The organism is Anaeromassilibacillus senegalensis (genome assembly GCF_001261775.1).
Taxonomy (GTDB): domain Bacteria; phylum Bacillota; class Clostridia; order Oscillospirales; family Acutalibacteraceae; genus Anaeromassilibacillus; species Anaeromassilibacillus senegalensis.
This window is the reverse complement of sequence record NZ_LN868538.1, coordinates 476,754-498,836: the sequence shown is the minus strand read 5'-3', so window position 1 is coordinate 498,836 and position 22,083 is coordinate 476,754. Positions and strand designations below refer to the sequence as shown.

22 protein-coding genes are annotated in these 22,083 nt (G+C 53.7%); 15 read left to right on the top strand and 7 right to left on the bottom strand.

Features of this window, described 5'->3' with window-relative positions; translation table 11 throughout:
• The first annotated feature begins 23 nt into the window (after positions 1-23).
• From rpsD to nagA, 5 genes are all read left to right on the top strand, one after another.
• On the top strand, positions 24-644 hold the full coding sequence (gene rpsD, locus BN2106_RS12440) for a 30S ribosomal protein S4 (RefSeq protein WP_050698897.1): 621 nt from the start codon (positions 24-26) through the stop codon (positions 642-644).
• A gap of 72 nt (positions 645-716) precedes the next feature.
• The gene (locus tag BN2106_RS12435; protein WP_050698896.1) at positions 717-1,670 is read left to right on the top strand and encodes a DNA-directed RNA polymerase subunit alpha; all 954 of its coding nucleotides are present in this window, start codon (positions 717-719) and stop codon (positions 1,668-1,670) included.
• Positions 1,671-1,703: 33 nt separating this feature from the next.
• Positions 1,704-2,045, top strand: coding sequence for a 50S ribosomal protein L17 (rplQ, locus tag BN2106_RS12430; protein ID WP_050698895.1), 342 nt, complete (start codon positions 1,704-1,706; stop codon positions 2,043-2,045).
• A gap of 229 nt (positions 2,046-2,274) precedes the next feature.
• Positions 2,275-3,852, top strand: a complete 1,578-nt coding sequence (locus BN2106_RS12425; RefSeq protein WP_050698894.1) for a leucine-rich repeat domain-containing protein — start codon at positions 2,275-2,277, stop codon at positions 3,850-3,852.
• A 182-nt stretch (positions 3,853-4,034) separates the two neighbouring features.
• Positions 4,035-5,171 carry an N-acetylglucosamine-6-phosphate deacetylase gene (nagA, locus tag BN2106_RS12420; protein WP_050698893.1) on the top strand — a complete coding sequence of 379 codons (1,137 nt, stop codon included), beginning with the start codon at positions 4,035-4,037 and terminating at the stop codon, positions 5,169-5,171.
• A 646-nt stretch (positions 5,172-5,817) separates the two neighbouring features.
• Here the strand turns inward: nagA and BN2106_RS16240 are convergent.
• Positions 5,818-6,153, bottom strand: a complete 336-nt coding sequence (locus tag BN2106_RS16240; RefSeq protein WP_154666521.1) for a hypothetical protein — start codon at positions 6,151-6,153, stop codon at positions 5,818-5,820.
• 77 nt (positions 6,154-6,230) lie between these two features.
• On the opposite strand from BN2106_RS16240, the gene BN2106_RS12410 reads away from it, so the two are divergent.
• Positions 6,231-6,539, top strand: coding sequence for a helix-turn-helix domain-containing protein (locus BN2106_RS12410; protein ID WP_330379845.1), 309 nt, complete (start codon positions 6,231-6,233; stop codon positions 6,537-6,539).
• Positions 6,540-6,714: 175 nt separating this feature from the next.
• Here the strand turns inward: BN2106_RS12410 and BN2106_RS12405 are convergent, their stop codons facing one another.
• Complete coding sequence (locus tag BN2106_RS12405) at positions 6,715-7,875, bottom strand: 3-phosphoglycerate dehydrogenase family protein (RefSeq protein WP_050699468.1); 1,161 nt, start codon at positions 7,873-7,875, stop codon at positions 6,715-6,717.
• Positions 7,876-7,936: 61 nt separating this feature from the next.
• Positions 7,937-9,022, bottom strand: a complete 1,086-nt coding sequence (gene serC / locus BN2106_RS12400) for a 3-phosphoserine/phosphohydroxythreonine transaminase (protein ID WP_050698891.1) — start codon at positions 9,020-9,022, stop codon at positions 7,937-7,939.
• A 401-nt stretch (positions 9,023-9,423) separates the two neighbouring features.
• Between serC and BN2106_RS12395 the strand changes: the two genes are divergently transcribed.
• The 9 genes from BN2106_RS12395 to BN2106_RS12355 all read left to right on the top strand — a co-directional run bounded on the left by BN2106_RS12395 (position 9,424) and on the right by BN2106_RS12355 (position 18,324).
• Positions 9,424-9,735 carry a hypothetical protein gene (locus BN2106_RS12395; protein WP_050698890.1) on the top strand — a complete coding sequence of 104 codons (312 nt, stop codon included), beginning with the start codon at positions 9,424-9,426 and terminating at the stop codon, positions 9,733-9,735.
• A 36-nt stretch (positions 9,736-9,771) separates the two neighbouring features.
• Positions 9,772-11,784: a V-type ATP synthase subunit I gene (locus BN2106_RS12390; RefSeq protein WP_050698889.1), complete on the top strand. Its 2,013-nt coding sequence runs from the start codon at positions 9,772-9,774 to the stop codon at positions 11,782-11,784.
• A 2-nt stretch (positions 11,785-11,786) separates the two neighbouring features.
• The gene (locus BN2106_RS12385; RefSeq protein ID WP_050698888.1) at positions 11,787-12,269 is read left to right on the top strand and encodes a V-type ATP synthase subunit K; all 483 of its coding nucleotides are present in this window, start codon (positions 11,787-11,789) and stop codon (positions 12,267-12,269) included.
• A gap of 49 nt (positions 12,270-12,318) precedes the next feature.
• The gene (locus BN2106_RS12380; RefSeq protein ID WP_050698887.1) at positions 12,319-12,918 is read left to right on the top strand and encodes a V-type ATP synthase subunit E; all 600 of its coding nucleotides are present in this window, start codon (positions 12,319-12,321) and stop codon (positions 12,916-12,918) included.
• Position 12,919: 1 nt separating this feature from the next.
• Positions 12,920-13,891, top strand: a complete 972-nt coding sequence (locus BN2106_RS12375; RefSeq protein ID WP_050698886.1) for a V0D/AC39 family V-type ATPase subunit — start codon at positions 12,920-12,922, stop codon at positions 13,889-13,891.
• A gap of 10 nt (positions 13,892-13,901) precedes the next feature.
• The gene (locus tag BN2106_RS12370) at positions 13,902-14,219 is read left to right on the top strand and encodes a V-type ATP synthase subunit F (RefSeq protein WP_050698885.1); all 318 of its coding nucleotides are present in this window, start codon (positions 13,902-13,904) and stop codon (positions 14,217-14,219) included.
• A gap of 75 nt (positions 14,220-14,294) precedes the next feature.
• Positions 14,295-16,064: a V-type ATP synthase subunit A gene (locus tag BN2106_RS12365; RefSeq protein ID WP_050698884.1), complete on the top strand. Its 1,770-nt coding sequence runs from the start codon at positions 14,295-14,297 to the stop codon at positions 16,062-16,064.
• A complete protein-coding gene (locus BN2106_RS12360) occupies positions 16,065-17,435 on the top strand; it encodes a V-type ATP synthase subunit B (protein ID WP_050698883.1) in 1,371 nt (456 codons plus the stop codon).
• A 217-nt stretch (positions 17,436-17,652) separates the two neighbouring features.
• Positions 17,653-18,324: a V-type ATP synthase subunit D gene (locus BN2106_RS12355; RefSeq protein ID WP_050698882.1), complete on the top strand. Its 672-nt coding sequence runs from the start codon at positions 17,653-17,655 to the stop codon at positions 18,322-18,324.
• A gap of 231 nt (positions 18,325-18,555) precedes the next feature.
• Here the strand turns inward: BN2106_RS12355 and BN2106_RS12350 are convergent, their stop codons facing one another.
• From BN2106_RS12350 to BN2106_RS12335, 4 genes are all read right to left on the bottom strand, one after another.
• A complete protein-coding gene (locus tag BN2106_RS12350) occupies positions 18,556-19,125 on the bottom strand; it encodes a GrpB family protein (RefSeq protein WP_050698881.1) in 570 nt (189 codons plus the stop codon).
• Positions 19,126-19,174: 49 nt separating this feature from the next.
• Positions 19,175-19,525 carry a helix-turn-helix domain-containing protein gene (locus tag BN2106_RS15640; RefSeq protein ID WP_074017521.1) on the bottom strand — a complete coding sequence of 117 codons (351 nt, stop codon included), beginning with the start codon at positions 19,523-19,525 and terminating at the stop codon, positions 19,175-19,177.
• Between the two features lie 71 nt (positions 19,526-19,596).
• Positions 19,597-20,061, bottom strand: a complete 465-nt coding sequence (locus BN2106_RS12340; RefSeq protein WP_050698880.1) for a GNAT family N-acetyltransferase — start codon at positions 20,059-20,061, stop codon at positions 19,597-19,599.
• Positions 20,062-20,074: 13 nt separating this feature from the next.
• Positions 20,075-22,045 (bottom strand): fructose-1,6-bisphosphatase, encoded by a 1,971-nt coding sequence (locus BN2106_RS12335; RefSeq protein WP_456236315.1) that lies wholly within the window; start codon positions 22,043-22,045, stop codon positions 20,075-20,077.
• Positions 22,046-22,083: the final 38 nt, after the last annotated feature.

The following is a 22,083-nucleotide window of genomic DNA, read 5'->3' as shown; positions in this document are numbered from 1 at the left end:
ATTACAGGAGGTGCAACCATATTATGGCAAGATATACTGATGCTGTGTGCAAGCTCTGCCGCCGCGAGGGCCAGAAGCTGTTCCTGAAGGGCGCGCGCTGCTACACAGATAAATGCGCAATCACGCGCAGAGCATATGCGCCTGGCCAGCACGGCCAGGGCCGCAAAAAGACGTCCGAATACGGCCTGCAGCTGCGTGCGAAGCAGATGACCAGACGCTACTACGGCGTTCTGGAAGGCCAGTTCCACGATTATTACGAGATGGCAACCAAGAGAGAGGGCAAGACCGGCGACGAGCTGCTCACCATCCTGGAAAGCCGCCTCGATAACATCGTCTACCGCCTCGGCTGGGCGTCTTCCAGAGCGGAAGCCCGTCAGCTCGTGGTGCACGGCCACTTCAATGTGGACGGCAGAAGAGTGGACATTCCGTCCTACCTCGTAAAGCCGGGCCAGGTCATCGCGATCCGCGAAAAGAGCCGTCAGAGCGCCAAGATCAAGGCTGTGCTGGAACAGAACCGCCTTGTCCCGAAGTGGCTTGATGTGAACGGCGAAACCCTGGAAGCCAAGATTTTAGCGCTGCCGACTCGTGAGGAGATCGACCTCGACGTCGATGAGACCCTCATCGTTGAGTTGTACTCCAAGTAATGCCGTTGCCTAACAGCATCATTAACAGGATGGCAGACAGAATCATCCGCTTTATGTCAAGGAGGGTCGCTAATGATCGAGATTGAGAAGCCAAGAATTGAAACAGAAGTCCTGAGTAACGACGGAACTTACGGTAAATTTGTAGTGGAACCGCTCGAGCGCGGCTTCGGCACAACGCTGGGCAACAGCCTGCGCCGCGTGCTGTTGTCTTCCCTGCCGGGCGTTGCAGTCACCTCTATTAAAATAGACGGCGTTCTGCATGAGTTTTCCACCGTTCCCGGCGTCAAGGAAGATGTCACCGAGATCGTGCTGAACATCAAAGGATTGACCGCGAAGCTTCATTGTGACGGCCCGAAAACAGTGGAAATCTGTGCAGAGGGTCCGTGCGAGGTCACGGCCGACTCTATCAAGTGCGACAGCGAGGTTGAAATCCTGAACCCGGAAATGCACATTGCAACCCTGGGAGAGGGCGCGAAGCTGTACATGGAACTGACCTTGGACAAGGGCCGCGGATACGTCCCCGCTGAGCGGAACAAGCAGAATATGCCCGCAGGCGTGATCGGCGAACTTCCGGTTGATTCTATTTACACTCCTGTTTATAAAGTGAACTTCAACGTGGAACCGACCCGCGTGGGCCAGCGTATCGATTTTGATAAGCTGACGCTCGAGGTTTGGACCAATGGCGTGATCAGTGCGCAGGAAGCGGTCTCTTTGGCCGCAAGAGTCCTGACCGAGCACCTGAACCTCTTTGTCAACCTGTCTGACAAGGGCAGCAGCACAGAGATCATGGTGGAGAAGGACGACAAGGGCAAGGAAAAGGTGCTGGAGATGACCATTGAAGAGTTGGATCTCTCCGTGCGTTCCTTTAACTGCCTCAAGCGCGCTGGAATCAATACGGTTGAGGACCTCATTAACAAGTCTGAGGAAGACATGATGAAGGTGCGCAACCTGGGACGCAAGTCCCTGGAAGAGGTCGTGTGGAAACTGGCCTCTCTCGGCTTTAATCTGCGCAAGGAAGACGAATGAGCCTTGCAGCCAAAGGTAAAGGAGTGATATTCGATGCCCGGAACCAGAAAACTCGGAAGAGCAACCAGCCATAGAACTGCTATGCTGCGCGCGATGGTTACGTTCCTGCTTGAAAACGGCAAGATCGAGACGACCGTCACCCGCGCGAAGGAAGTCCGCTCCCTGGCAGAGAAGATGATTACAATTGCAAAGACAAACGATCTGCACAGCAAGCGCCTTGTTATGGGCTTCGTTACAAAGGAAGCTGTAACAAACAAGCTGTTTACAGAGATTGCCCCGAAGTATGTGGACCGCAATGGCGGTTATACCCGCATCACAAAGCTTGGACCGCGCCGCGGCGATGCTGCGGAAATGGCGATCATCGAGCTGATCTAATCGGGATTGCATAGTGAAGCCCTGCACGGTTTGTGCAGGGCTTTTTTTATGTTCCCAAAAAGTTATTACAAAGCGTTTTCAATTTGGTGACGAACAAGACAGATATTACCAGTGCAAATTACACAAGTGTAACCGCCCAAAACCTTGCATAATTTGACATGCTACGGTATAATAGGATTTACCAAAACAGATAAAACCTATGAAACATTTTAGACAAGGAGAGGAAAGTATGAGAAGAGCAAAAAAACTGCTTTCGCTGGCGCTGTCCGCCGTGCTGGCAGTTACGGCATTCACCAGTACGGTTGCTTATGCTGCGAAGATAGACGAAGCCTATGAGATCAAAAAGGTTGATGGAAAGTATGCGGTTATCACAATCTATGATAGCGGAGACTATTATAGATCCAAATCTTCCATCTCTATTCCCAATAAGATTGACAGCAGGACAGTTACTCGTATTGGAGACGGCAGTTCCGCTGTCTTGGATAATGGCGGTAGTGACAAAAACATTTATCTTCCGGATAGCATTGACTTGATTGCAGACGGCGCTTTTGAAGGTACAGATATTAAGAGAATCTCTATGGAAGAGGGCGTCAAGGAAATTGGAGAGCGCGCGTTTGCTGGTGCAGATGAAATGACCTCTGTTACTTTTGCGAACAGCATCACAAAAATTGGCTTGGAAGCTTTCAGCGGTTGTTCCTCCCTGCGTTCTGCGTCGCTGCCAACTAGTCTGACTAAAATTCCGGACAATGCCTTTGAGGGTTGCAGTGATCTTCGTTCCGTTACGATCGGTAGCGCAGTGACCAGTATCGGAGACAGCGCTTTTGAAGGCTGTGACGAACTGGATGAAGTTACGATTCCGCCGAATGTTACCCGTATTGGTTACGATGCATTTGAGGACTTCATTACGATCAAGGGTTATACGGGTTCGGCCGCTGAAAAGTATGCAAAGGAAAATGACATTGATTTTGTCAACCTCGGCAATTCCTACAGTGCGGCGGTTCGGTTGAGTGTCAGCTCTCTGAGCGTTGCGGTCGGCGCGACAAACAGCTTTACGGTTACCAACCCGACGAACGGAAGCTACAGCGTATCTTCCAATTCCAGTGCGGTCAGCGTAACCCAGAGCGGCTCCACCATCACGGTGCGCGGCGTTTCCGCGGGTTCCGCTACGTTGACAGTTACTTCTTCCGGTTTAGCTTCTGCAACAGTGGCCGTTACAGTGGGCAGCGGCGGCAGCAGCAATTCTGGCGTGCTTTCCCTGGACACCAGCTCCTATTCTTTTAATGTGGGCAATGTGTATTACCCACTCGCCAGAGTCAATTCTTCCGCGACGCCAACCTGCACCAGCAGCAACCCAAATGTGGTGGCGGTAAAGTTCCAGGCAGACCGTTCCAACCGCGCCGATCTGAAGGGCGGTTACACCAACGCGTACCTGTATCAGATTCAGGGTAAATCCGCTGGTACGGCAACGATTACAATTACAAGCGGCGCTTATACCGCTTCTTTCCCGGTAACGGTTTCTACTTCCCCGAACGGATCTGCATTCTGCAATCCGAGTGTGAACTTCGGTGTTTACAAGGGAAGCTACTATGATGTCCAGATGACGGTGACCGGTACCAATAACGCGCCGAGCTTTACGGTCGGCAACGGCAAGGTCTTCAAGACCCAGTATCTGGGCAAGAATGGCAATGTGTACTCCTATCGGGTGTGGGCAATCGGAAACAAGGGTGAAAAGACAGGACTTTACACTCAAATGCCCGGTGATTCCAAAGTCGTCCTCCATTGTGAAGGGCAGATTGCCTACGGCTGATTATAATTTGGATAAAAAAGAAGGCGGGTCGGATGGCCCGCCTTCTTTTTGTCTTTTCTGATCCTTTCTTAATTATGCAGGTGTCGGATTGTGTATTCTTTTGGAATTCCAGCTTTTATGAGTTGTATCGGCAGATACTATCCGCTATAATGAAGATACTATAGAACTATGAGGTGATTGCTGTGATTCTGAAGAATGCACAAATTATGGACGATACATTTACTCTGGTGGACGCCTGTCTGTCCGTGGAGGGAGACCGCATCGCGGACGTTGCGCCCGACCTGAGTGGGGAAGAAGAACTGGACCTGAGCGGCTGCTGCGTGGTACCGGGCTTTGTCGACATCCACATCCACGCCTGTGTTGGGGCGGATACCTGTGATGCATCCACGGCGGGTCTTGCCAAGATGGCGGGACATTTGGTCACAAAGGGCGTCACATCCTTCTGTCCGACGACAATGACGGTTTCCCACGAGGAGATTGCCGACGCGCTGGCAACGGTCAAGGCTTGTATGGACGACCGCCCGTTCGGCGCGGCGATTGCTGGTGTTAACATGGAAGGCCCCTTTATTTCTATCAATAAGAAGGGCGCACAGAAAGGCGAGCATGTCCGCAACCCGGATTGGAACGAGTTTAAAACGCTGTACGATGGCTGCGGCGGTATCATCAAGCTGGTCGATATTGCGCCGGAGTGTGAGGGAGCGGATGACTTTATTAAGAAGGCCAGCAAGCTCTGCACGGTTTCCATTGCGCATACAGACGCCGATTATGAACAGGCAAAGCATGCGTTTAATTTGGGAATTACCCATGCAACCCACCTGTACAACGCCATGAGCGGCATGACGCACCGCAATCCCGGTGTCGTTGGCGCGGTGTTTGACGACGAGCGTGTACATGCGGAGATCATCTGCGACGGTTTCCATATCAATCCCGCCGTCCTGCGCATCACATTCCGTCAGCTGGGGGAAGACCGTTCCATCATTGTCAGCGATTCGATGCGTGCGGCCGGAGAGCCGGACGGCATCTCGGAACTGGGCGGGCAGACGGTCTATGTCAAGGACGGACAGGCCCGTCTGAAGGACGGCACAATTGCCGGTTCGACGACGAATATTCATCAGGAGGTTCGTAACCTGGTCAATTTTGGCGTACCGTTTAAGCAGGTAATCAAGAGCGCGACGATCAACCCGGCGCGCGCGATCCATGAGGATGGCGAGATCGGCAGTATCAAGGTGGGCAAACGCGCCGACTTGGTGGTGCTGGATCAAAATTTAAAGATTAAATTAGTCATTGCACGCGGGAAAAAAGCGGTCGATAACCGCTAAAACGTGTTTATCCACCTTTCTGAAAGGTGGCGGGATCAAAGGGCAGGGCCCTTTGCCGTTCTCCGCAGAGAACGGAACTCTCTTCCTGAGAAGAGCGAGTGGGAACGAGTGATATGGTTGTTTATGGGGCAGGGGGTGCCTTTGGGGCCTTTTTGTACCCCGGCTCTCGCCGGGGGATTCGTCGCTTTATAAAAGCGACAGCAAAGACTTCTTTACTTTAAAAAAGTATAACAAATTTTATGAAAGCAATCTTTTGCATTGCGGAAGCAATGGGATTTTCTGCTTTTATAAAGCAAAAGTAAACTTTTATTTTCCGCTTATTCTGGTTTTTATAAACCGATGGCAAACTAATTGCGCGCGCAATCTTTATCGCTTACTCGCTTTTGCAAAAGCGGGAGAAAACCGCTGGTTTGCCCTCATGTCGGGCGGGCACTTCCTTTCCGTCTTGTCGAAAAGGAAGCAAAGACCGCGAAAGGGGGGCGCGAGAGTGGGCTCCGGGGTACTTCGACTCACGCCCCCCTTACAACCCTCGGTATCCCCATGGGGATGCTTTGCTCAGGGAGGGCGGCGTGCTTTTCATTGACGGCGGAGCTGGAGCTTTCTCTGCTACATAGGGATGCTTTGCCTAGGGTCGGCTGGGTGCTTTTCATTGACGGCGGAGCTTTAGCTGTTCTATGGGAAAGAAACTAAGTTTTATCCTTTGCCTAAAAGCTGAGCGGTCAGGATAGCGCCTGCGCGTATTCCGATTTCCAGATAAACCTCCTGCGCAGCGGATAGGGCCTGATAAAAAAAGGTCGACTTCAGGTGATTCCAGTTCACCGGGGTAAGCCTTTTGAATGATTTCAAAGACAGGTTGCTGGGAGGTATCCAATCGTTCACGGTAGCTTTGTTCTGTGATTTTTACAGCTTCTGTGCCGTAGAGCAGAAATTCACGGATATGCTGGAGATTCAAACGGGAAAACAGTTTTTCTATGTAGTCCATGATATTTTCCATGCCTTTCTTTTAGGTGTTTATATACATTTTTTAGCTTGATTGCATATCTAAAAAGTGAAAGTCAAGTGTTATACCATACTGATTTGTGTGATTTTGTATTTTTGGTTGAAATATTACATTTTATGGTGTGCTATATTGGTATAAAGAGAGGGTGGATGTATATGGGAATGGCGAAGAAAATCCGTGTGGTTTTGCTGGAAAGAAATATGACGATTAAAGAGCTGGCGGAAAAGCTTGGGACAAACGGGAACAATTTGAGCAATAAGCTTGCCAGAGATAATTTTCCGGAAAAAGAGCTGGTTCAAATAGCAGACGCTTTAGGCTGTGATTTTGAGGCGGATTTTGTTCTTCGGGATACGGGAAAGCGGATTTAAAGATTGTGAAACTTAGGCCTTTCGTCTCTGAATATTATATATGGATCATTCTGTCTTTGTAAGAGGAATAGAATCCCCAGATGAGCGTCGTTATGTTATAATAAAATAAACAAAAACCAGCCTGCGGTACATTTCCTTACCGCAGGCTGGTTTTTTTTATTATTATATTATGAAATCAGATCACACGGACCTTGACAATATCCGCGGACTCTTCCATCTTGGCGGCGTTGCCGTTGAGGTCACCGGTGACGTCGAGAATGGTATACGCGTAATCCTTGCGGGACTTGCTCTGCATATTCTCGATGTTAATGCCGAACTCCGCGAGCTTGCCGGCCAGCTGGCCGATGGTGTTCGGAACATTGCGGTGAATGATGCACACGCGGGTGAACGCCGGGTCGCGCGGCATGGAAACATTCGGCAGGTTCACAGAATGGGTGATATTGCCGTTTTCCAGGTAATCCTTCAGCTCGTCGGCTGCCATACGCGCACAGTTGTCCTCGCTCTCCGGGGTAGAAGCGCCGAGGTGCGGGATGGCGATGACGCCTTCCGCGCCGAGCATCTCGTCGGTCGGGAAATCGGTGACGTAGGCGGAAACCTTACCGTCCGCCAGTGCCTTCAAAATATCGCCGGAGTTGACCAAGTCGCCGCGGGCAAAGTTCAGGATGCGGACATTGTCCTGCATCTTGGCGATGCTCTCCGCATTGATCATCTCCTTGGTGTCCGGGGTGAGCGGCACATGCACGGTGATGTAATCGCAGTTCGCATAGATTTCATCCAGTGTCTGGGCGTGCTTGGTGGAACGGGAGAGGCCCCATGCCGCATCGACGCTCAGATACGGGTCGTAGCCGTAGACTTCCATGCCCAGGCTCTTCGCCGCGTTGGCGACCAGGATGCCGATTGCACCGAGGCCGATGACGCCGAGCTTCTTGCCGCTGATTTCCGGGCCGACAAACGCGCTCTTGCCTTTTTCGACCATCTTGGTCACGTCTGCGCCGTTGCCCTTGAGGGTCTTGGCCCATTCGATGCCGGAGATGACCTTGCGGGAGGAGAGCAGCAGGCCCGCAATCACCAGTTCCTTCACGGCGTTTGCATTTGCGCCGGGCGTATTAAATACGCAGATACCTGCTTCGCTGCATTTGTCCAGCGGGATGTTGTTGACGCCCGCGCCCGCTCTGGCGATCGCCAGAAGGCTTTGCGGCAGTTCCATGTCGTGCATGGAAGCGGAGCGGACCAGAACTGCTTCCGGATTCTCCACGTCTTCGCCGACGTTGTAGTTCGCGCCGAAGCGCTTGGTGCCCACGGGGGAGATTTTATTCAAACATTTAACGTTAAACATTGTAATCACCTGTACCATTCAAATTTAATGGGTTCCCATTTTCCTATACTATGCAGCCCTGTTACGCGTTCTCTTCTTCAAACTTCTTCATGAAGGCGACCAGCTTCTCCACGCCTTCCATCGGCATCGCGTTGTAGATGGAAGCGCGCATGCCGCCGACGGAACGGTGGCCCTTCAGGTTGACGAAGTCGTTTGCAGCGGCTTCTTTCACGAACTTGGCGTTCAGGTCTTCGCTGTCGGTGACGAACGGGATGTTCATCAGGGAACGGTCCTTCGCAACGACGGTGCCGCGGAACATTTTGGAGCTGTCCAGATAATCGTAAAGGATCGCGGCCTTTTTCTCGTTATATTTTTTCATCTCATCCAGACCGCCCATGGTGTTCTTGATCCAGTCGAGCACCAGCATGCACATATAGATGCTGTAGCACGGCGGGGTGTTAAACATGGAACCGTTGTCCACATGCGTCTGGTAGTTGAACATAGTCGGCGTGATATCCATCGCATTGCCGACAAGGTCCTCGCGGATGATTACGACCGTCAGGCCGGCAGGGCCCATGTTCTTCTGTGCGCCCGCATACAGGATGCCGAACTTGCTCACGTCGATCGGTTCGCTCAGGATGCAGGAAGAGATATCCGCCACCAGCGGCACATCGCCGGTCTCCGGCAGCTGGGTGAACTTGGTGCCGTAGATGGTGTTGTTCAGGCAGATGTGGAAGTAGTCCGCATCCTTGGTGAAGGTGGAAGGATCCAGCTCCGGGATATAATTGAAGGTCTGGTCCTTGGAGGAAGCCACGATGTTGGCCGTGCCGTAGCGGGCTGCTTCCTTATATGCTTTGGTGGCCCACTGGCCGGTAATGACGAAATCCGCCTTGTTGCTTTTGGTCATCAGGTTCATCGGCACCATCGCAAACTGAGAGGATGCACCGCCCTGCAAGAACAAAACCTTGTAATTGTCGGGGATATTCATCACTTCGCGAAGCAGACTTTCAGCAGAGTTAATAATGCCCTCGTAGACCTTGGAGCGGTGGGACATTTCCATCACAGATTGGCCGCTGCCCTGGTAGTCCAGCATTTCGTCCGCAGCGCGGCGAAGAACAGCTTCGGGCAGCATCGAGGGGCCCGCGGAAAAGTTGTAAACGCGTTTCATATGTAGTGCAACCTCCTATAAATTACTGCTTCTGTGAGCAGACTATAATGTTATTAATTATACCGCTTTAGTAAACTAAAATCAATGGAACGCACTCGATAAAATTACTTAAAAAACGGCGGGATTTTCCAAGGTTTTTTGTACGGAAAACCGGCGGATTCTGTTCGGAATTTCGTCATATTATCCGTTAAGGGGACAAAATCAAACACATTGTACAAAATGGAAAGATTTTTAGAAATAAGTTGGTTTATGTTGTTGCACTTTCCTCTATTTTCATGTACAATGAATATAATTTTGGGAATCCCAAAAGAATATGATTTTACAGATTTATCAAAAGCGCGCAGGGCCGCAGCTGTGCGGCCGGGTGAGCTCATAGTAACCGATACAGGGGGTGAAAATCAATGGCACAGCAGATGATCGACGCCGTGCGCGAGGCCGAGCAAAAAGCGGAACAGGCAGAGCGCGACGCCGCGCGAAGGGCGGAAGAAATTTTGAAGCAGGCCCGGAGCGATGCGGAAAAGATCGTGGCAGAGATCGCTGCCGACGCGCAAAGAGAAGCGCAGGCGGCGCTCAACACGGCTCAAAAGCAGAGCGAGGCGGAGACAATAAAGGTCCAGCAGAGCACCAAAGAGGAAATTTCAGCTTTGCAGGCCGGCGCGCGGAAAAAAGAAAAAGAAGCGGCTGCACGGATTTTAAAGGAACTGGTGGGTTAGCCGGTTTCCGTGTAAAGCAAAGGAGGTATGGCACTTATGGCGGTATTGCAGATGCAGCGCATCAGCATATACGGTCTCAAGAAACATCGCAAACATATCCTGGAAATGATCCAGCGGCGCGGCGTTGTGGAAATCAACGATGTTTTGCAGGAGGACAGCATTTTCCAGCAGGCGGACATGTCCGCGCAGAAAACGCAGTTTGAAAAGAACATCGCGGCGTCCAGACAGGCGCTGGAGGTTCTGAACCGGTATGCGTCGGAAAAGAAATCCCTGTTTGCCTCTCTGGAGGGGCGCAAGGAGATTGACGCGGCGGAGTACGACGCGTTTGCACAGGAGAGCGAAAAGGTTCTGCACATCGTTTTGCGGATCAATGAGCTTTCCAAGGACATCGCGGACGCCCGCGGCAGCATCCAGAAGCTGGAAACGCAGATCGAAGCGCTCACCCCCTGGGTGGCGCTGGACGTGCCCATGCGGTTCAAGGGGACGAAGGCGACGGCGGCTTTTATCGGCACGCTGGCTGGGGACCTGAACCAGGCGGCGCTGGAGGAGCGCCTCGCGGAGCTGCTACCACAGACGCCCATCCAGGTGGATGTGATCAGTTCTTCCCGCGAACAGACCTGTGTTTTCCTGCTGTGCCGGAAGCCCGACGCGGCAAACGTGGAAGACGCCCTGCGCACGCTGGGGTTTGCAAGGCCCGCGGCGCCCTCCAAAACGCCGCCCGCCGAACGCGTTAAGACGCTGGAAGGCCGCGTGGAGGAACAGCGAAAAATCATGCAGGCCGCGGAAGACGAGATCAAGGGGTATGCCGACCGGCGGGAGTCCATGAAATTCATGGTGGACTACCTGACGATGCGGCAGGAGAAGTACGAGGTCATCGGCCGCCTGATGCAGTCCCGGCGCACGTTCGTGCTGACCGGTTATATCCCGGCGCGCGACGCGGACAGGCTTTCCAAAGAGCTGGAGGAAAAATTCGACGCGGCGGTGGAACTGAGCATGCCCTCGGAGGACGAGGACGTCCCGGTCCTGCTGCAAAACAATAAGTTTGCGGAACCCGTGGAGGGCGTTCTGGAATCGTTCAGCCTTCCCGGAAAACATGAGATCGACCCCACGTCCATTATGGCGATTTTCTATTATTTTTTGTTCGGCATGATGCTGTCCGACGCGGCTTATGGGCTGATCATGGTCATTGGCTGCGGGCTGGCATTGTTAAAGTTTAAAAACATGGAGATCGGAATGCGCAAGTCGCTGCGGATGTTCTTTTTCTGCGGCATTTCCACCACCATCTGGGGGTTCCTGTTCGGCGGATTCTTTGGAGACGCGACAGCGGTAATTTCCCGCACATTCTTTGGAAAAGAGGTCGTCCTCGGGCCACTCTGGTTTGAGCCGATCAAGGAGCCCATGCGCATGCTGATGTTCTCGCTGCTGGTTGGCGTGATTCATCTGTTTGTCGGACTGGCGATGCAGTTTATCCAGCTCTGGAAGCAGAAAAAGTACAAGGACGCGCTTTACGACGTCATTTTCTGGTACATGCTGCTGACCGGTGCGATCGTGTTTATGCTGTCCAGCCAGATGTTTGTGGACATCGCCCAGCTCGGATTTATTCTGTCTCCCCTTGTGGGGAATGTGGCCGCCGCGGTGGCGGGCGTCGGCGCGGTCGGCATCGTCTTTACGGCGGGACGCGAATCCCGCAACCCGGCAAAGCGGCTGCTCAAGGGCTTGTACGGCCTGTACAACGTGACGGGCTACCTCAGCGACATTCTCTCGTATTCCCGCCTGCTGGCGCTCGGCCTGGCCACCGGCGTCATCGCCACGGTCATCAACCAGATGGGCAGCATGGGCGGCGGCGGAGTTGGCGGTGCAATCCTGTTCATTATCGTCTTTATTCTGGGCCATGTGCTGAACATCGGCATCAACCTGCTGGGCGCATATGTGCATACGAACCGCCTGCAGTTTGTGGAATTCTTCGGCAAGTTTTACGAGGGCGGCGGACGCAAATTCTCGCCCTTCGGCGTTCATACAAAATATTACAAAATCAGGGAGGAAAAATAATCATGGATAATTTTGGTGTTGTTTTGGCTTTGCTGGGTGCGGTTTTGGCGGCGCTTATGGCTGGCGCAGGTTCTGCGGTCGGCGTGGGACGCGCGGGCGAGGCTGCCGCGGGTGTTGTGACGGAGGACCCGTCCAAATTCGGTAAAGTTTTGATTTTGCAGCTGCTGCCCGGTACGCAGGGGATCTACGGCCTGCTGATCGCGTTTATCACCCTGTCCCAGATCGGTATTCTCGGTGGCAACGTGGAAATGTCCCTGGCAAAGGGTTTCCTGTATCTGCTGGCCTGCCTGCCGATGGCAATCGTCGGCTACTGGTCCGCGCTCAAACAGAGCCGTGCGGCGGTTGCGTGCATCGGCCTGGTATCCAAGCGCCCGGATCAGCTGGGCAAAGCGATTATCTTCCCGGCCATGGTTGAGACCTATGCGATTCTTGCGCTTCTCGTTTCCATTTTGGCAATCACAGGCATCGGCGGCCTGCCGGTGTAAGAACCAGCGCCCCGATTAGGAAAAATGAATTGGAAAAGGAGCGCTGCTCATGACTGGACTCGAAAAGATCATCAAACAAATTGAGGACGATGCCGCGGCGTCCGCTGCGGCTGTGCTGGAAGACGCGGAGAATCAGGCGTTTCAAATTCGGCAGGACGCAAAGGTTCAAGGTGCGGTGCAGGGGGAAGAGACCATCAACCGCGCGAAGGATGAGGCAAAGGCGATGCAGGAGCGCGCGGCATCCGCCGCTGCTCTGCAAAAAAGGAAGAGTGTCCTCGCGGCAAAACAGCAGATCATCGGCGAGACGATGGAACGTGCGCTGCAGGCTGCGGTGGAGCTGCCGCCGGAGGAATACTTCTCCAACATTTTAAAAATGGTAAAAAAATACGCCCTGCCCCAGGATGGGGAGATTTTGTTTAACCAAAAGGACTTGCAGCGATTGCCGAAGGAGTTTGCCTCCCGGCTGGAAAAGGCGGTCCCCGCCGGAGCGAAACTGACGCTCTCCAAGGAGACACGGAAGATCGACGGCGGTTTTGTACTGACCTACGGCGGAATTGAACAGAACTGCTCGTTCTCGGCTCTGTTCGACGCCGCGAAGGAAGGCTTGCAGGACGAGATTCACGCGCTGCTCTTCCCGGGAGGGCACTGATATGGCGGAAAAGCAGTATACCTATGCGGTCGCGCGCATCCGTTCCAAGGAACTGTCCCTGCTGAACGGTATGTTTCTGGAGCAGCTTTTGGCGGCGCGCACCTATGAGGAATGTCTCCAGCTTTTGGCAGACAAGGGCTGGGGAGATGGAAGCACGCAGAGCGCGGAGCAGATCCTCACGGGCGAACAGGAGAAGACCTGGGCGCTGATGGAGGAACTGGTGGACGACCTCTCCGTGTTCGACGTATTCCTCTATCAGAATGACTACCATAATCTGAAAGCGGCGATCAAACTGGTCTTTACCAACGCGGAAATGCCGGGGGCTTTTTTTACCCACGGAACCGTAGAATGGGAAACGATTTTGAAAGCCATTCAAGAGCAGGACTACTCCCTTTTGCCGGAGGCCATGCGTGCCCCGGCGAAGGAAGCGTTTGACCTGCTGCTGCATACGCGCGACGGGCAGCTTTGCGATGTGATTATTGACAAAGCGGCGCTCGACGCGATCCATGCGGCGGGGAAAGCCGCCGACAACGCGGTGATCAAAGAATACGCGGAATTGACGGTGGCCGCGGCGAACATCAAGGTTGCGGTACGCGCGCAGAAAACCGGCAAATCGCTGGACTTTGTCCGGCGCGCATTGGCGGACTGCGACACGCTGGATACCGCAAAGCTGGCGCAGGCCGCGGTAGAGGGACAGGAAGCCATTTACAGCTATCTGTCCGCAACGCCGTATGCCGATGCGGTGCAGGAGCTGAAGGAATCGCCCTCCGCGTTTGAGCGCTGGTGCGATAACCTGATTATCCGGCGCATCCGCCCGCAGCAGTACAATCCGTTTACGCTCGCGCCCCTGGCGGCCTATGTGCTGGCCAGAGAAAACGAGATCAAAACGGTGCGGGTGATTCTTTCCGGCAAGCTCAACCAGCTGCGGATGGAATCCATCCGGGAACGGCTGCGGGAAATGTATGTGAACTAGGGGGAGAGCCATGTATAAAATTGCAGTGATGGGGGACCGGGACAGTATTTACGGTTTTGCGGCCCTGGGGCTGGACACCTATCCGGTGGCGGACCCGGTTGAGGCGGCGCGCCGGCTGCGGTCCTTCGCGGAGCAGGACTATGCGGTGGTCTATATCACCGAGGCGCTGGCGGCTTCCCTGGAAACCGAGATCGACCGGTACCGCGAGCAGATGCTTCCCGCGATCATCCTGATTCCGGGCGTGTCCGGCAACACGGGCATGGGCGTCCGCGCGGTGAAGAAAAGCGTTGAGCAGGCGGTCGGCTCCGATATTATCTTCAATCAATAATATCCTGCCGGGAGGGCCCGGCGGGTTTCGTCAGCACTCTGGGGCGCAGTCCCACAGAAAGGAAAGATCAGAACAATGAGCAAAGGAACCATTAAAAAGGTTGCCGGACCGCTGGTCATCGCCGAGGGCATGCGCGACGCGAACATGTTCGACGTGGTGCGTGTCAGCGAACAGCGGCTCATCGGTGAAATCATTGAGATACACGGCGACCAGGCTTCCGTCCAGGTTTACGAGGAGACCTCCGGGCTTGGTCCGGGCGAACCGGTGGAATCCACCGGCGCGCCGCTCTCCGTGGAGCTTGGCCCGGGCCTGATCGGTAGCATCTTCGATGGAATCCAGCGCCCGCTGGAGGAAATCATGAAGGCGACTGGCAACAGCCTGAAACGCGGCGTGGAAATTCCCGCGCTGGACCATAAAAAGAAATGGCATTTTAAACCGCTGAAAAAGGCGGGCGACAAGGTGACGGGCGGCGACATCCTCGGCACCGTTCAGGAAACGGAGATCGTCCTGCATAAGATTATGGTGCCGAACGGCCTGATGGGCAAGCTGCGCTCCATCAAGGAGGGCGACTACACCATTGAAGAGACCGTTGCTGTGGTGGATACCCCGAACGGCTCGAGCCAGAATATTGCATTGATGCAGAAATGGCCGGTCCGCGTGGGCCGTCCGTATCAGCAGAAGCTTTCCCCGGATATGCCTCTGGTGACGGGCCAGCGCGTCATTGATACGCTGTTCCCGATTGCAAAGGGCGGCGTGGCGGCAGTTCCCGGCCCGTTCGGCAGCGGTAAAACCGTTGTGCAGCACCAGCTGGCCAAATGGGCGGAGGCGGATATTGTCGTCTATATCGGCTGCGGCGAACGCGGCAACGAAATGACGGACGTTTTGAACGAGTTCCCGGAGCTGAAGGACCCGAAGACGGGCTTCTCCCTGATGGAGCGCACCGTTCTGATCGCCAATACCTCCGACATGCCCGTTGCGGCGCGTGAAGCGTCCATCTATACCGGCATCACCATCGCGGAGTATTTCCGCGATATGGGCTATTCCGTCGCGCTGATGGCGGATTCCACCTCCCGCTGGGCGGAAGCGCTGCGCGAGATGTCCGGCCGTCTGGAGGAAATGCCCGGTGAAGAGGGCTACCCGGCGTATCTGGGCAGCCGTTTGGCGCAATTCTACGAGCGTGCGGGCCGCGTCGTTACCGTCGGCAGCGAAAACCGGGAGGGTGCACTCTCCGTCATCGGCGCGGTTTCCCCTCCGGGCGGCGATATTTCCGAGCCGGTTTCGCAGGCGACGCTGCGCATCGTCAAGGTGTTCTGGAGCCTGGACTCCGATCTGGCGTATAAACGCCATTTTCCGGCGGTCAACTGGCTGACCAGCTATTCCCTCTACGTGGACACCATGAGAAACTGGTTTAACGACAAGGTCAACCCCGATTGGATGAATCTGCGCGGCCGTTTGATGCGCCTGTTGCAGGAGGAAGCCGAGCTGAACGAAATTGTACAGCTGGTCGGTATGGACGCACTTTCCGCACCGGACCGCCTCAAACTGGAAGCTTCCCGTTCTATCCGTGAAGACTTCCTGCATCAGGACGCGTTCCACGAAACGGATACCTATACGCCGCTGCCGAAGCAGTTCACCATGATGCAGCTGGTGCTGGATTATTACGATCAGGCGGTGGAAGCGCTGGACAAGGGTGTTTCCGTGGACGATCTGGTCAAGCTGCCCGTGCGCGAGCGCATCGGCCGCTTCAAGTATATTGAAGAAAAAGACATGCAGAGCGAATACCAGGCAATTTTGAAAGCGCTTTCCAAACAGATTGAAGAGCTTTCGCAAAAGGAGGACTTCTAAATGCCAAAAGAATACCGGACGATACAGGAGGTTGCAGGTCCTCTAATGCTGGTGCGCGGTGTGGAAGGCGTCACATACAACGAACTGGGCGAAATTGAGCTGTTCAGTGGAGAAAAGCGCCGCTGTAAGGTGTTGGAGATCGACGGCGGCAACGCGCTGGTGCAGCTGTTTGAAAGCTCCACCGGCATCAACCTGAGCAACAGCAAGGTGCGTTTCCTGGGCCGCAGCATGGAACTGGGTGTTTCCGAGGACATGCTCAGCCGCGTGTTCGACGGCTTGGGCCGTCCGATCGACGGCGGCCCGGAGATTCTGCCGGACAAGCGTATGGATATCAACGGCCTGCCGATGAACCCGGCGGCGCGCAACTATCCGCAGGAGTTTATTCAGACGGGCATCTCCGCCATCGACGGCCTGAACACGCTGGTCCGCGGGCAGAAACTGCCGATTTTCTCTGCCAGCGGCTTGCCGCATGCCAATCTGGCGGCGCAGATTGCGCGTCAGGCAAAGGTGCGCGGAACAAGCGAACCGTTTGCGGTTGTGTTTGCCGCCATGGGTATCACGTTTGAAGAATCGAACTTCTTTATCCAGAGCTTTAAGGAGACAGGTGCGATCGACCGCACCGTCATGTTTGTCAACCTGGCGAACGACCCGGCGGTCGAGCGTATCGCGACGCCGCGTATGGCGCTGACCGCCGCGGAGTATCTCGCGTTTGAGAAGAATATGCACGTGCTGGTCATCCTGACGGACATCACCAACTACGCCGACGCGCTGCGCGAGGTTTCCGCCGCGCGCAAGGAGGTGCCGGGACGCCGCGGCTATCCGGGCTACATGTACACGGACCTTGCGTCTCTCTATGAGCGCGCCGGACGGCAGAAGGGCAAGAATGGCAGTATCACGATGATCCCGATCCTGACCATGCCTGAAGACGACAAAACCCACCCAATTCCCGATCTGACGGGTTATATCACAGAGGGGCAGATTATCCTGAGCCGTGAGTTGTTCCGTAAGGGCGTCACGCCGCCAATCGACGTACTGCCGTCCCTGTCCCGTCTGAAGGACAAGGGCATTGGCGAGGGGAAAACCCGCGCCGATCACGCGAACACGATGAACCAGCTTTTTGCGGCGTATGCACGCGGCAAGGAAGCCAAGGAGCTCATGACCATTCTGGGTGAAGCGGCTTTAACGGATATTGACAAGCTGTACGCCAAGTTTGCGGACGCCTTTGAGCAGGAGTATGTCTCTCAGGGATACGACGCAAACCGCGATATCGAAGAGACGCTGGCCATCGGCTGGAAGCTGTTGTCCATCCTGCCCCGCAGCGAGCTGAAACGTATCAAGGATGTCTTCCTTGATCAATACTATGCAAACTGAGTTTGCACGCACGGCCCGGCAAACTGAGTTTGCATGCACGGCCCGACAAACTGAGTTTGTATGCACGGCCCGCCCTGAACCATGGTGAAAATCGGAAATGCGTCTGGGCGGGACAGAAAAGGGCCGCTCCCGGCAAACTGCGTTTATATGGATAGCTCTTTGAAATTGGGAGCGACCAAGTAAGTGACCAATTGTATCGACAGGGGGGATGAAGACTTTGGCTGCCACCCATGTGAACCCGACGCGTATGGAATTGACGCGTCTCAAGAAAAAACTGATTACGGCCGTACGGGGCCATAAACTGCTCAAAGACAAGCGCGATGAGCTGATGCGCCAGTTTCTCGATCTGGTGCGGGAAAACAAAGCCCTGCGCGAGAAGGTGGAGGCCGGAATAGCCGCCGCCAACCAGAATTTTGTGTTGGCACGCGCCGGCATGCAGGACCAGGTGCTCGACGTAGCGCTGATGACGCCCAAACAGGAAGTTTTTCTGGAGTGCGGCAACCGCAATGTAATGAGCGTGGAAATCCCGGTGTTTACCTACCAGACGCGGACCTCAGACGCAAACGACATCTATTCCTACGGCTTTGCCTTTACGTCCAGTGATTTGGACGCGGCGGTAAAGTCTCTGGCAGATCTGCTGCCGGAGATGCTGCGACTGGCGGAATGCGAAAAGTCCTGCCAGCTGATGGCGGCGGAGATAGAAAAAACGCGCCGCCGTGTCAATGCGCTCGAACATGTGATGATTCCGCAGATGCAGGCGAATATCAAGTATATTACGATGAAGCTGGATGAAAACGAGCGAAGCACGCAGATTCGTCTGATGAAGGTCAAAGATATGATGCTGGAGGAAGCGCACCATTACAGCGAGCATATACCGGAACCGGCATAAAAGTTCCTGAATAAACAATAAACCGCACGGACTTGCTCCGTGCGGTTTTTATGTTGGTATAATATGAATAAAATAATACGAATTGTATATACAATCAGGCTTAAAATCAAAAGCGGCAGTCATTACGCAGAAATTCTCTAATATGCACGAAAAGTAGATGATCCGGTAAATTGCCAACGTTCAGACAAAGGCATAGAGCTCCAAAATCAGGTAATAAATTTACAGGAACCATTAGCAGTACCGGTCTGCGTAAGATTCCTTTGCCAGTTTGGTGAAGGTTTTGACAAAATCTGTTTTTCCTGCTGTGTAGGCGTCGCGATCGTGCTCATATTGTCTCCACAGACGCAGCTTTAGTGTTTCATAAGCTTTGGCGGTCTCTGGGTGATCGTTTAGATAATCTCGGAAATACAGCTCGTCGTGATCGCCTTTGTACCGCAGATGCAGGTGAAAGACCTTCTCTGCAAAGCCGTTGGGCGTATATCCCTTATTAAAAGATGCGCGCATGTTGTCCACATGCATTGGAAGATAACCGGCTTCTTTTAAAATAGGAGACAGGCGTTCCATCCGATAATCGTTTGTTATTTCAATCAGAATGTCAATGATCGGTTTTGCCCGGATACCGTAAATGGCGGTACTGCCAATGTGGCTGATGCGGATAACGGGATCCATGGGCAAAAGCGTTTGTAGACGCTGCACCTCTGCACGATACCAGCCGCGCCAATCGGGTTGAGGTTCTGTCAGGAAGATGGGAAACAGCTCCCAAAGTTCCTGCAGGGACATTTCGGCAAGATCTTTATTCATGAATGGTTCCTCCGCTGATGCCTATATGAAAATCGGACAGATAAACTGGTTAAGGTTTTCCGTCCTTCCGTTTTTGCAGTTTTGTGAAGTCCAATACGGCTTGACGGCTCCGTTCATTTAAGGAAAATACGTCGCTGCTGAATTGTTCAAAGGTACAATGCTTTGTCAGATAAATCGTTTCCGACGGTTTGTCCGCGTTCGCATGGCGGCCGATCAGATAATCCGCGGAGATATTATAGTAATAGGCAAGCTTGATAAAATGCCGGAGCGGCAGCGCGGCGCTGCCGGTTTCGTACCGGGAGTACTGCTGCTGCGATACCCCCAGAACCTGTGCGACAGTGCGCTGCGTCAGGTCGTTGTCTTCTCTTAATTCCTTTAATAGTTCGCGTGTTGTCTTCATATAAAATACGTTTATGCAATGATGCGCTTTCATCCTTTCAGAAATCGTGTCACTACACGGACTCATTTTGTTTATTGCGGAAGCCATAGTTCGTCCTGCATCTTGATAAACCCGTACTTTTCGTAGAGCGGCTTTCCCATGGCGGTCGCTTCCAGTGAGATCAGGCCGGCATTACGCCCCTTTGCTTCCCTAACCAGCAGATCCAGCGTCTTCCACGCAATGCCTCTGCGGCGATAGGATGGATGTGTATACATGTTCATAATATATGCTTTCAGGCCGGTTGGATTGTGATAGGTTGGCATTACACGGTAAAAACTGACGCCGCCCGCGCCTGCGACGATTTCTCCGTGAAAGACCAAATACGCGGCGTGGCTTCCGTCAGAGAGGCTGGACCGGTAATATTCCCGGGAGTTTTGTTCCACAAGCGCAAGGTCTTCCGCCTCTGAGAGCTGGTTTGCCGCTCTCAAAACCTGTATGCGCACTTTGGTCAGCAGTTCCACATCTGCCAAAGTACCCTTCTGATAGGTAAATTCCATCTGTTTCCACTCCTCAGCGCTCTTTCATTTGCCCGCTCCGGTACGCTTTCAACAGCTCCGTCAGCTCTTCAATCTGCCGGGCAATGTTTCTGCCATTGTCGGTATCGTTCACGGTCAGACGGTGCGGCATGATCTCAACAATCTGCATAGAGGGCGCGTTTTTAGAAAGATTCTGTTTTGCCAGCTCGTACGGCTTGTGCTGGGCCAGCGCCAGGTGATGCGAATTAAAGATCAGTGTATAACCGCCGATGCCTGTCTGTTTCTGGTACGCTTTAGAAATGCCGCCGTCGATGATAAACAACAGGCCGCCCGCCTTGATCGGACTTTCTCCCTGACGGATTTTGACCGGAACATGTCCGTTGACAATATGGGAACAGGTTGGGTCCAGGCCGAATTCCCGCAGAATTTTTTCACAGATGGAGCGGTCCTCAATCAGGCTATAGTAGGGGTTGCGTCGCTCCACATGGGTTTCCGGCTCCAGGATAAAGTAGCGCTCAAAGGCGGCAAGCTTGCTTTTGCCAAACAGGGGCGACTTCGGCCCGCACCAAAGGTACCACAAAAAGTCGCTGGCATTTTGCCGCTCGGCGGAGCCGGGCACGGCGAAGTAGGCGCAGTGGACCTGGTCGTCGATGTAATCCAGCAGCTCTCTGCCGCAGCGGGAAGTGTCACCAAACGGAATGCAGTCAAAGGCGCCGTCTTCCGTCATGGGAATGCAGCCGTGGTAAAGCAGATTGGAGTTTACACATTTGTACATGCCGCCGTGCGCATACAGATATTTGATATGTTTGGCCAGCCGTTCACTGTGTGCGAACGAGACGGCAAGCGTATGAATCAGATCTTCTTCCGCTTGCGTCAGTTCCAGCGGACATTCCGGAGAAACCGTAGGGAAGAGACGGTCCGTCAATTCATAGGTTTGCCCCTGAATCGAAATGGTTCCTTTACGAAAATCGATTTTATCCAGCAGGATGCGGTCTTCCATTTGATACTCGGGATGACGGGCGATGAGCTGTCCTTCCAGTTTAAACTGAATGATGGCAATTGCCTTGTGCATTTTGGCGGCCAGCGGAATGTCGACCGGGTCGTATGTATTTTCGTCCAGAATATGCGGGGTGAAAATAGTGCAGGGATCGTCCTGATAAACCTCCGCTGCAAACATGGAGAGTGCGCGCAGATTGATGCCGTAGCCGTCCTCCAGCAGGTCGAAGTTGTTATAGCTGATGCCCAGACGTACCACGTTGGCAACCAGCGCCAGGTTACCGGTTGCCGCACCCATCCAGGAGATGTCGTGATTGCCCCATTGAATGTCCACATCATGGTAACCCATCAGCTCGTCCATCACGATGTCCGCGTGCGGGCCGCGGTCGAAGATATCTCCGATGATGTGCAGCATGTCGATGCTGCATTGCCGGATCAGGCGGCTGATAGCGATAATAAAGGGTTCCGCCATATCGGTGCGGATGATGGAGTGGATGATTTCCCCGTAATACTGCTCCTTGGTTTCCTCCGTATCGGCGTGCAGCAGCTCGTCAATGATATAAGCGAATTGTTCCGGCATTTTCTTGCGCACCTTGGACCGCGTATATTTGGAGGAAACGGTTTTGCAGACCTGTACCAGCCGGTAAATGGTGATCCGGCACCACTCGTGGTAAGCGTCCGTTCCCTTCTCTTTGGCGGCCAAAACAGGTTCCGGCTTATAGATCAGGTCCGCCAACTCCTCACGGTCTGGAAGCCCCACCGATTTTTGAAAGAGCCATTCAATCTTATCGCGTATGATGCCGGAGGCGCTGTTCAGCAGATAACCAAAGGCTTCGTACTCCCCATGCAGGTCGCTGAAAAAGTATTCTGTGCCTTTGGGCAGATAACGAATGGCGTTCAGATTGATGATTTCCGAAGCGGCAGCGTCGGCGTTCGGATATTCCCTTGCCAGCAGGCGCAGATAGTGCGGGTCCACCATATGCGGCACCTCTTTTCCATTTTTCTCCATGCTAACACAGGCATTCTGAAAAAGCAAGAAAATGCGTG

What these genes read in the sequence shown, in the direction of transcription:
- BN2106_RS12340 (WP_050698880.1), bottom strand. Translation starts at nt 20,061, where the DNA reads ATGGAATTTACCTATCAGAAGGGTACTTTGGCAGATGTGGAACTGCTG.
- BN2106_RS12350 (WP_050698881.1), bottom strand. Translation starts at nt 19,125, where the DNA reads ATGAATAAAGATCTTGCCGAAATGTCCCTGCAGGAACTTTGGGAGCTG.
- serC (WP_050698891.1), bottom strand. Translation starts at nt 9,022, where the DNA reads ATGAAACGCGTTTACAACTTTTCCGCGGGCCCCTCGATGCTGCCCGAA.
- BN2106_RS12385 (WP_050698888.1), top strand. Translation starts at nt 11,787, where the DNA reads ATGGATAATTTTGGTGTTGTTTTGGCTTTGCTGGGTGCGGTTTTGGCG.
- rplQ (WP_050698895.1), top strand. Translation starts at nt 1,704, where the DNA reads ATGCCCGGAACCAGAAAACTCGGAAGAGCAACCAGCCATAGAACTGCT.
- BN2106_RS15640 (WP_074017521.1), bottom strand. Translation starts at nt 19,525, where the DNA reads ATGAAGACAACACGCGAACTATTAAAGGAATTAAGAGAAGACAACGAC.
- BN2106_RS12335 (WP_456236315.1), bottom strand. Translation starts at nt 22,045, where the DNA reads ATGGAGAAAAATGGAAAAGAGGTGCCGCATATGGTGGACCCGCACTAT.
- BN2106_RS12375 (WP_050698886.1), top strand. Translation starts at nt 12,920, where the DNA reads ATGGCGGAAAAGCAGTATACCTATGCGGTCGCGCGCATCCGTTCCAAG.
- rpsD (WP_050698897.1), top strand. Translation starts at nt 24, where the DNA reads ATGGCAAGATATACTGATGCTGTGTGCAAGCTCTGCCGCCGCGAGGGC.
- BN2106_RS16240 (WP_154666521.1), bottom strand. Translation starts at nt 6,153, where the DNA reads ATGGACTACATAGAAAAACTGTTTTCCCGTTTGAATCTCCAGCATATC.
- BN2106_RS12390 (WP_050698889.1), top strand. Translation starts at nt 9,772, where the DNA reads ATGGCGGTATTGCAGATGCAGCGCATCAGCATATACGGTCTCAAGAAA.
- BN2106_RS12425 (WP_050698894.1), top strand. Translation starts at nt 2,275, where the DNA reads ATGAGAAGAGCAAAAAAACTGCTTTCGCTGGCGCTGTCCGCCGTGCTG.
- BN2106_RS12370 (WP_050698885.1), top strand. Translation starts at nt 13,902, where the DNA reads ATGTATAAAATTGCAGTGATGGGGGACCGGGACAGTATTTACGGTTTT.
- BN2106_RS12360 (WP_050698883.1), top strand. Translation starts at nt 16,065, where the DNA reads ATGCCAAAAGAATACCGGACGATACAGGAGGTTGCAGGTCCTCTAATG.
- BN2106_RS12435 (WP_050698896.1), top strand. Translation starts at nt 717, where the DNA reads ATGATCGAGATTGAGAAGCCAAGAATTGAAACAGAAGTCCTGAGTAAC.
- BN2106_RS12405 (WP_050699468.1), bottom strand. Translation starts at nt 7,875, where the DNA reads ATGTTTAACGTTAAATGTTTGAATAAAATCTCCCCCGTGGGCACCAAG.
- BN2106_RS12380 (WP_050698887.1), top strand. Translation starts at nt 12,319, where the DNA reads ATGACTGGACTCGAAAAGATCATCAAACAAATTGAGGACGATGCCGCG.
- BN2106_RS12395 (WP_050698890.1), top strand. Translation starts at nt 9,424, where the DNA reads ATGGCACAGCAGATGATCGACGCCGTGCGCGAGGCCGAGCAAAAAGCG.
- BN2106_RS12365 (WP_050698884.1), top strand. Translation starts at nt 14,295, where the DNA reads ATGAGCAAAGGAACCATTAAAAAGGTTGCCGGACCGCTGGTCATCGCC.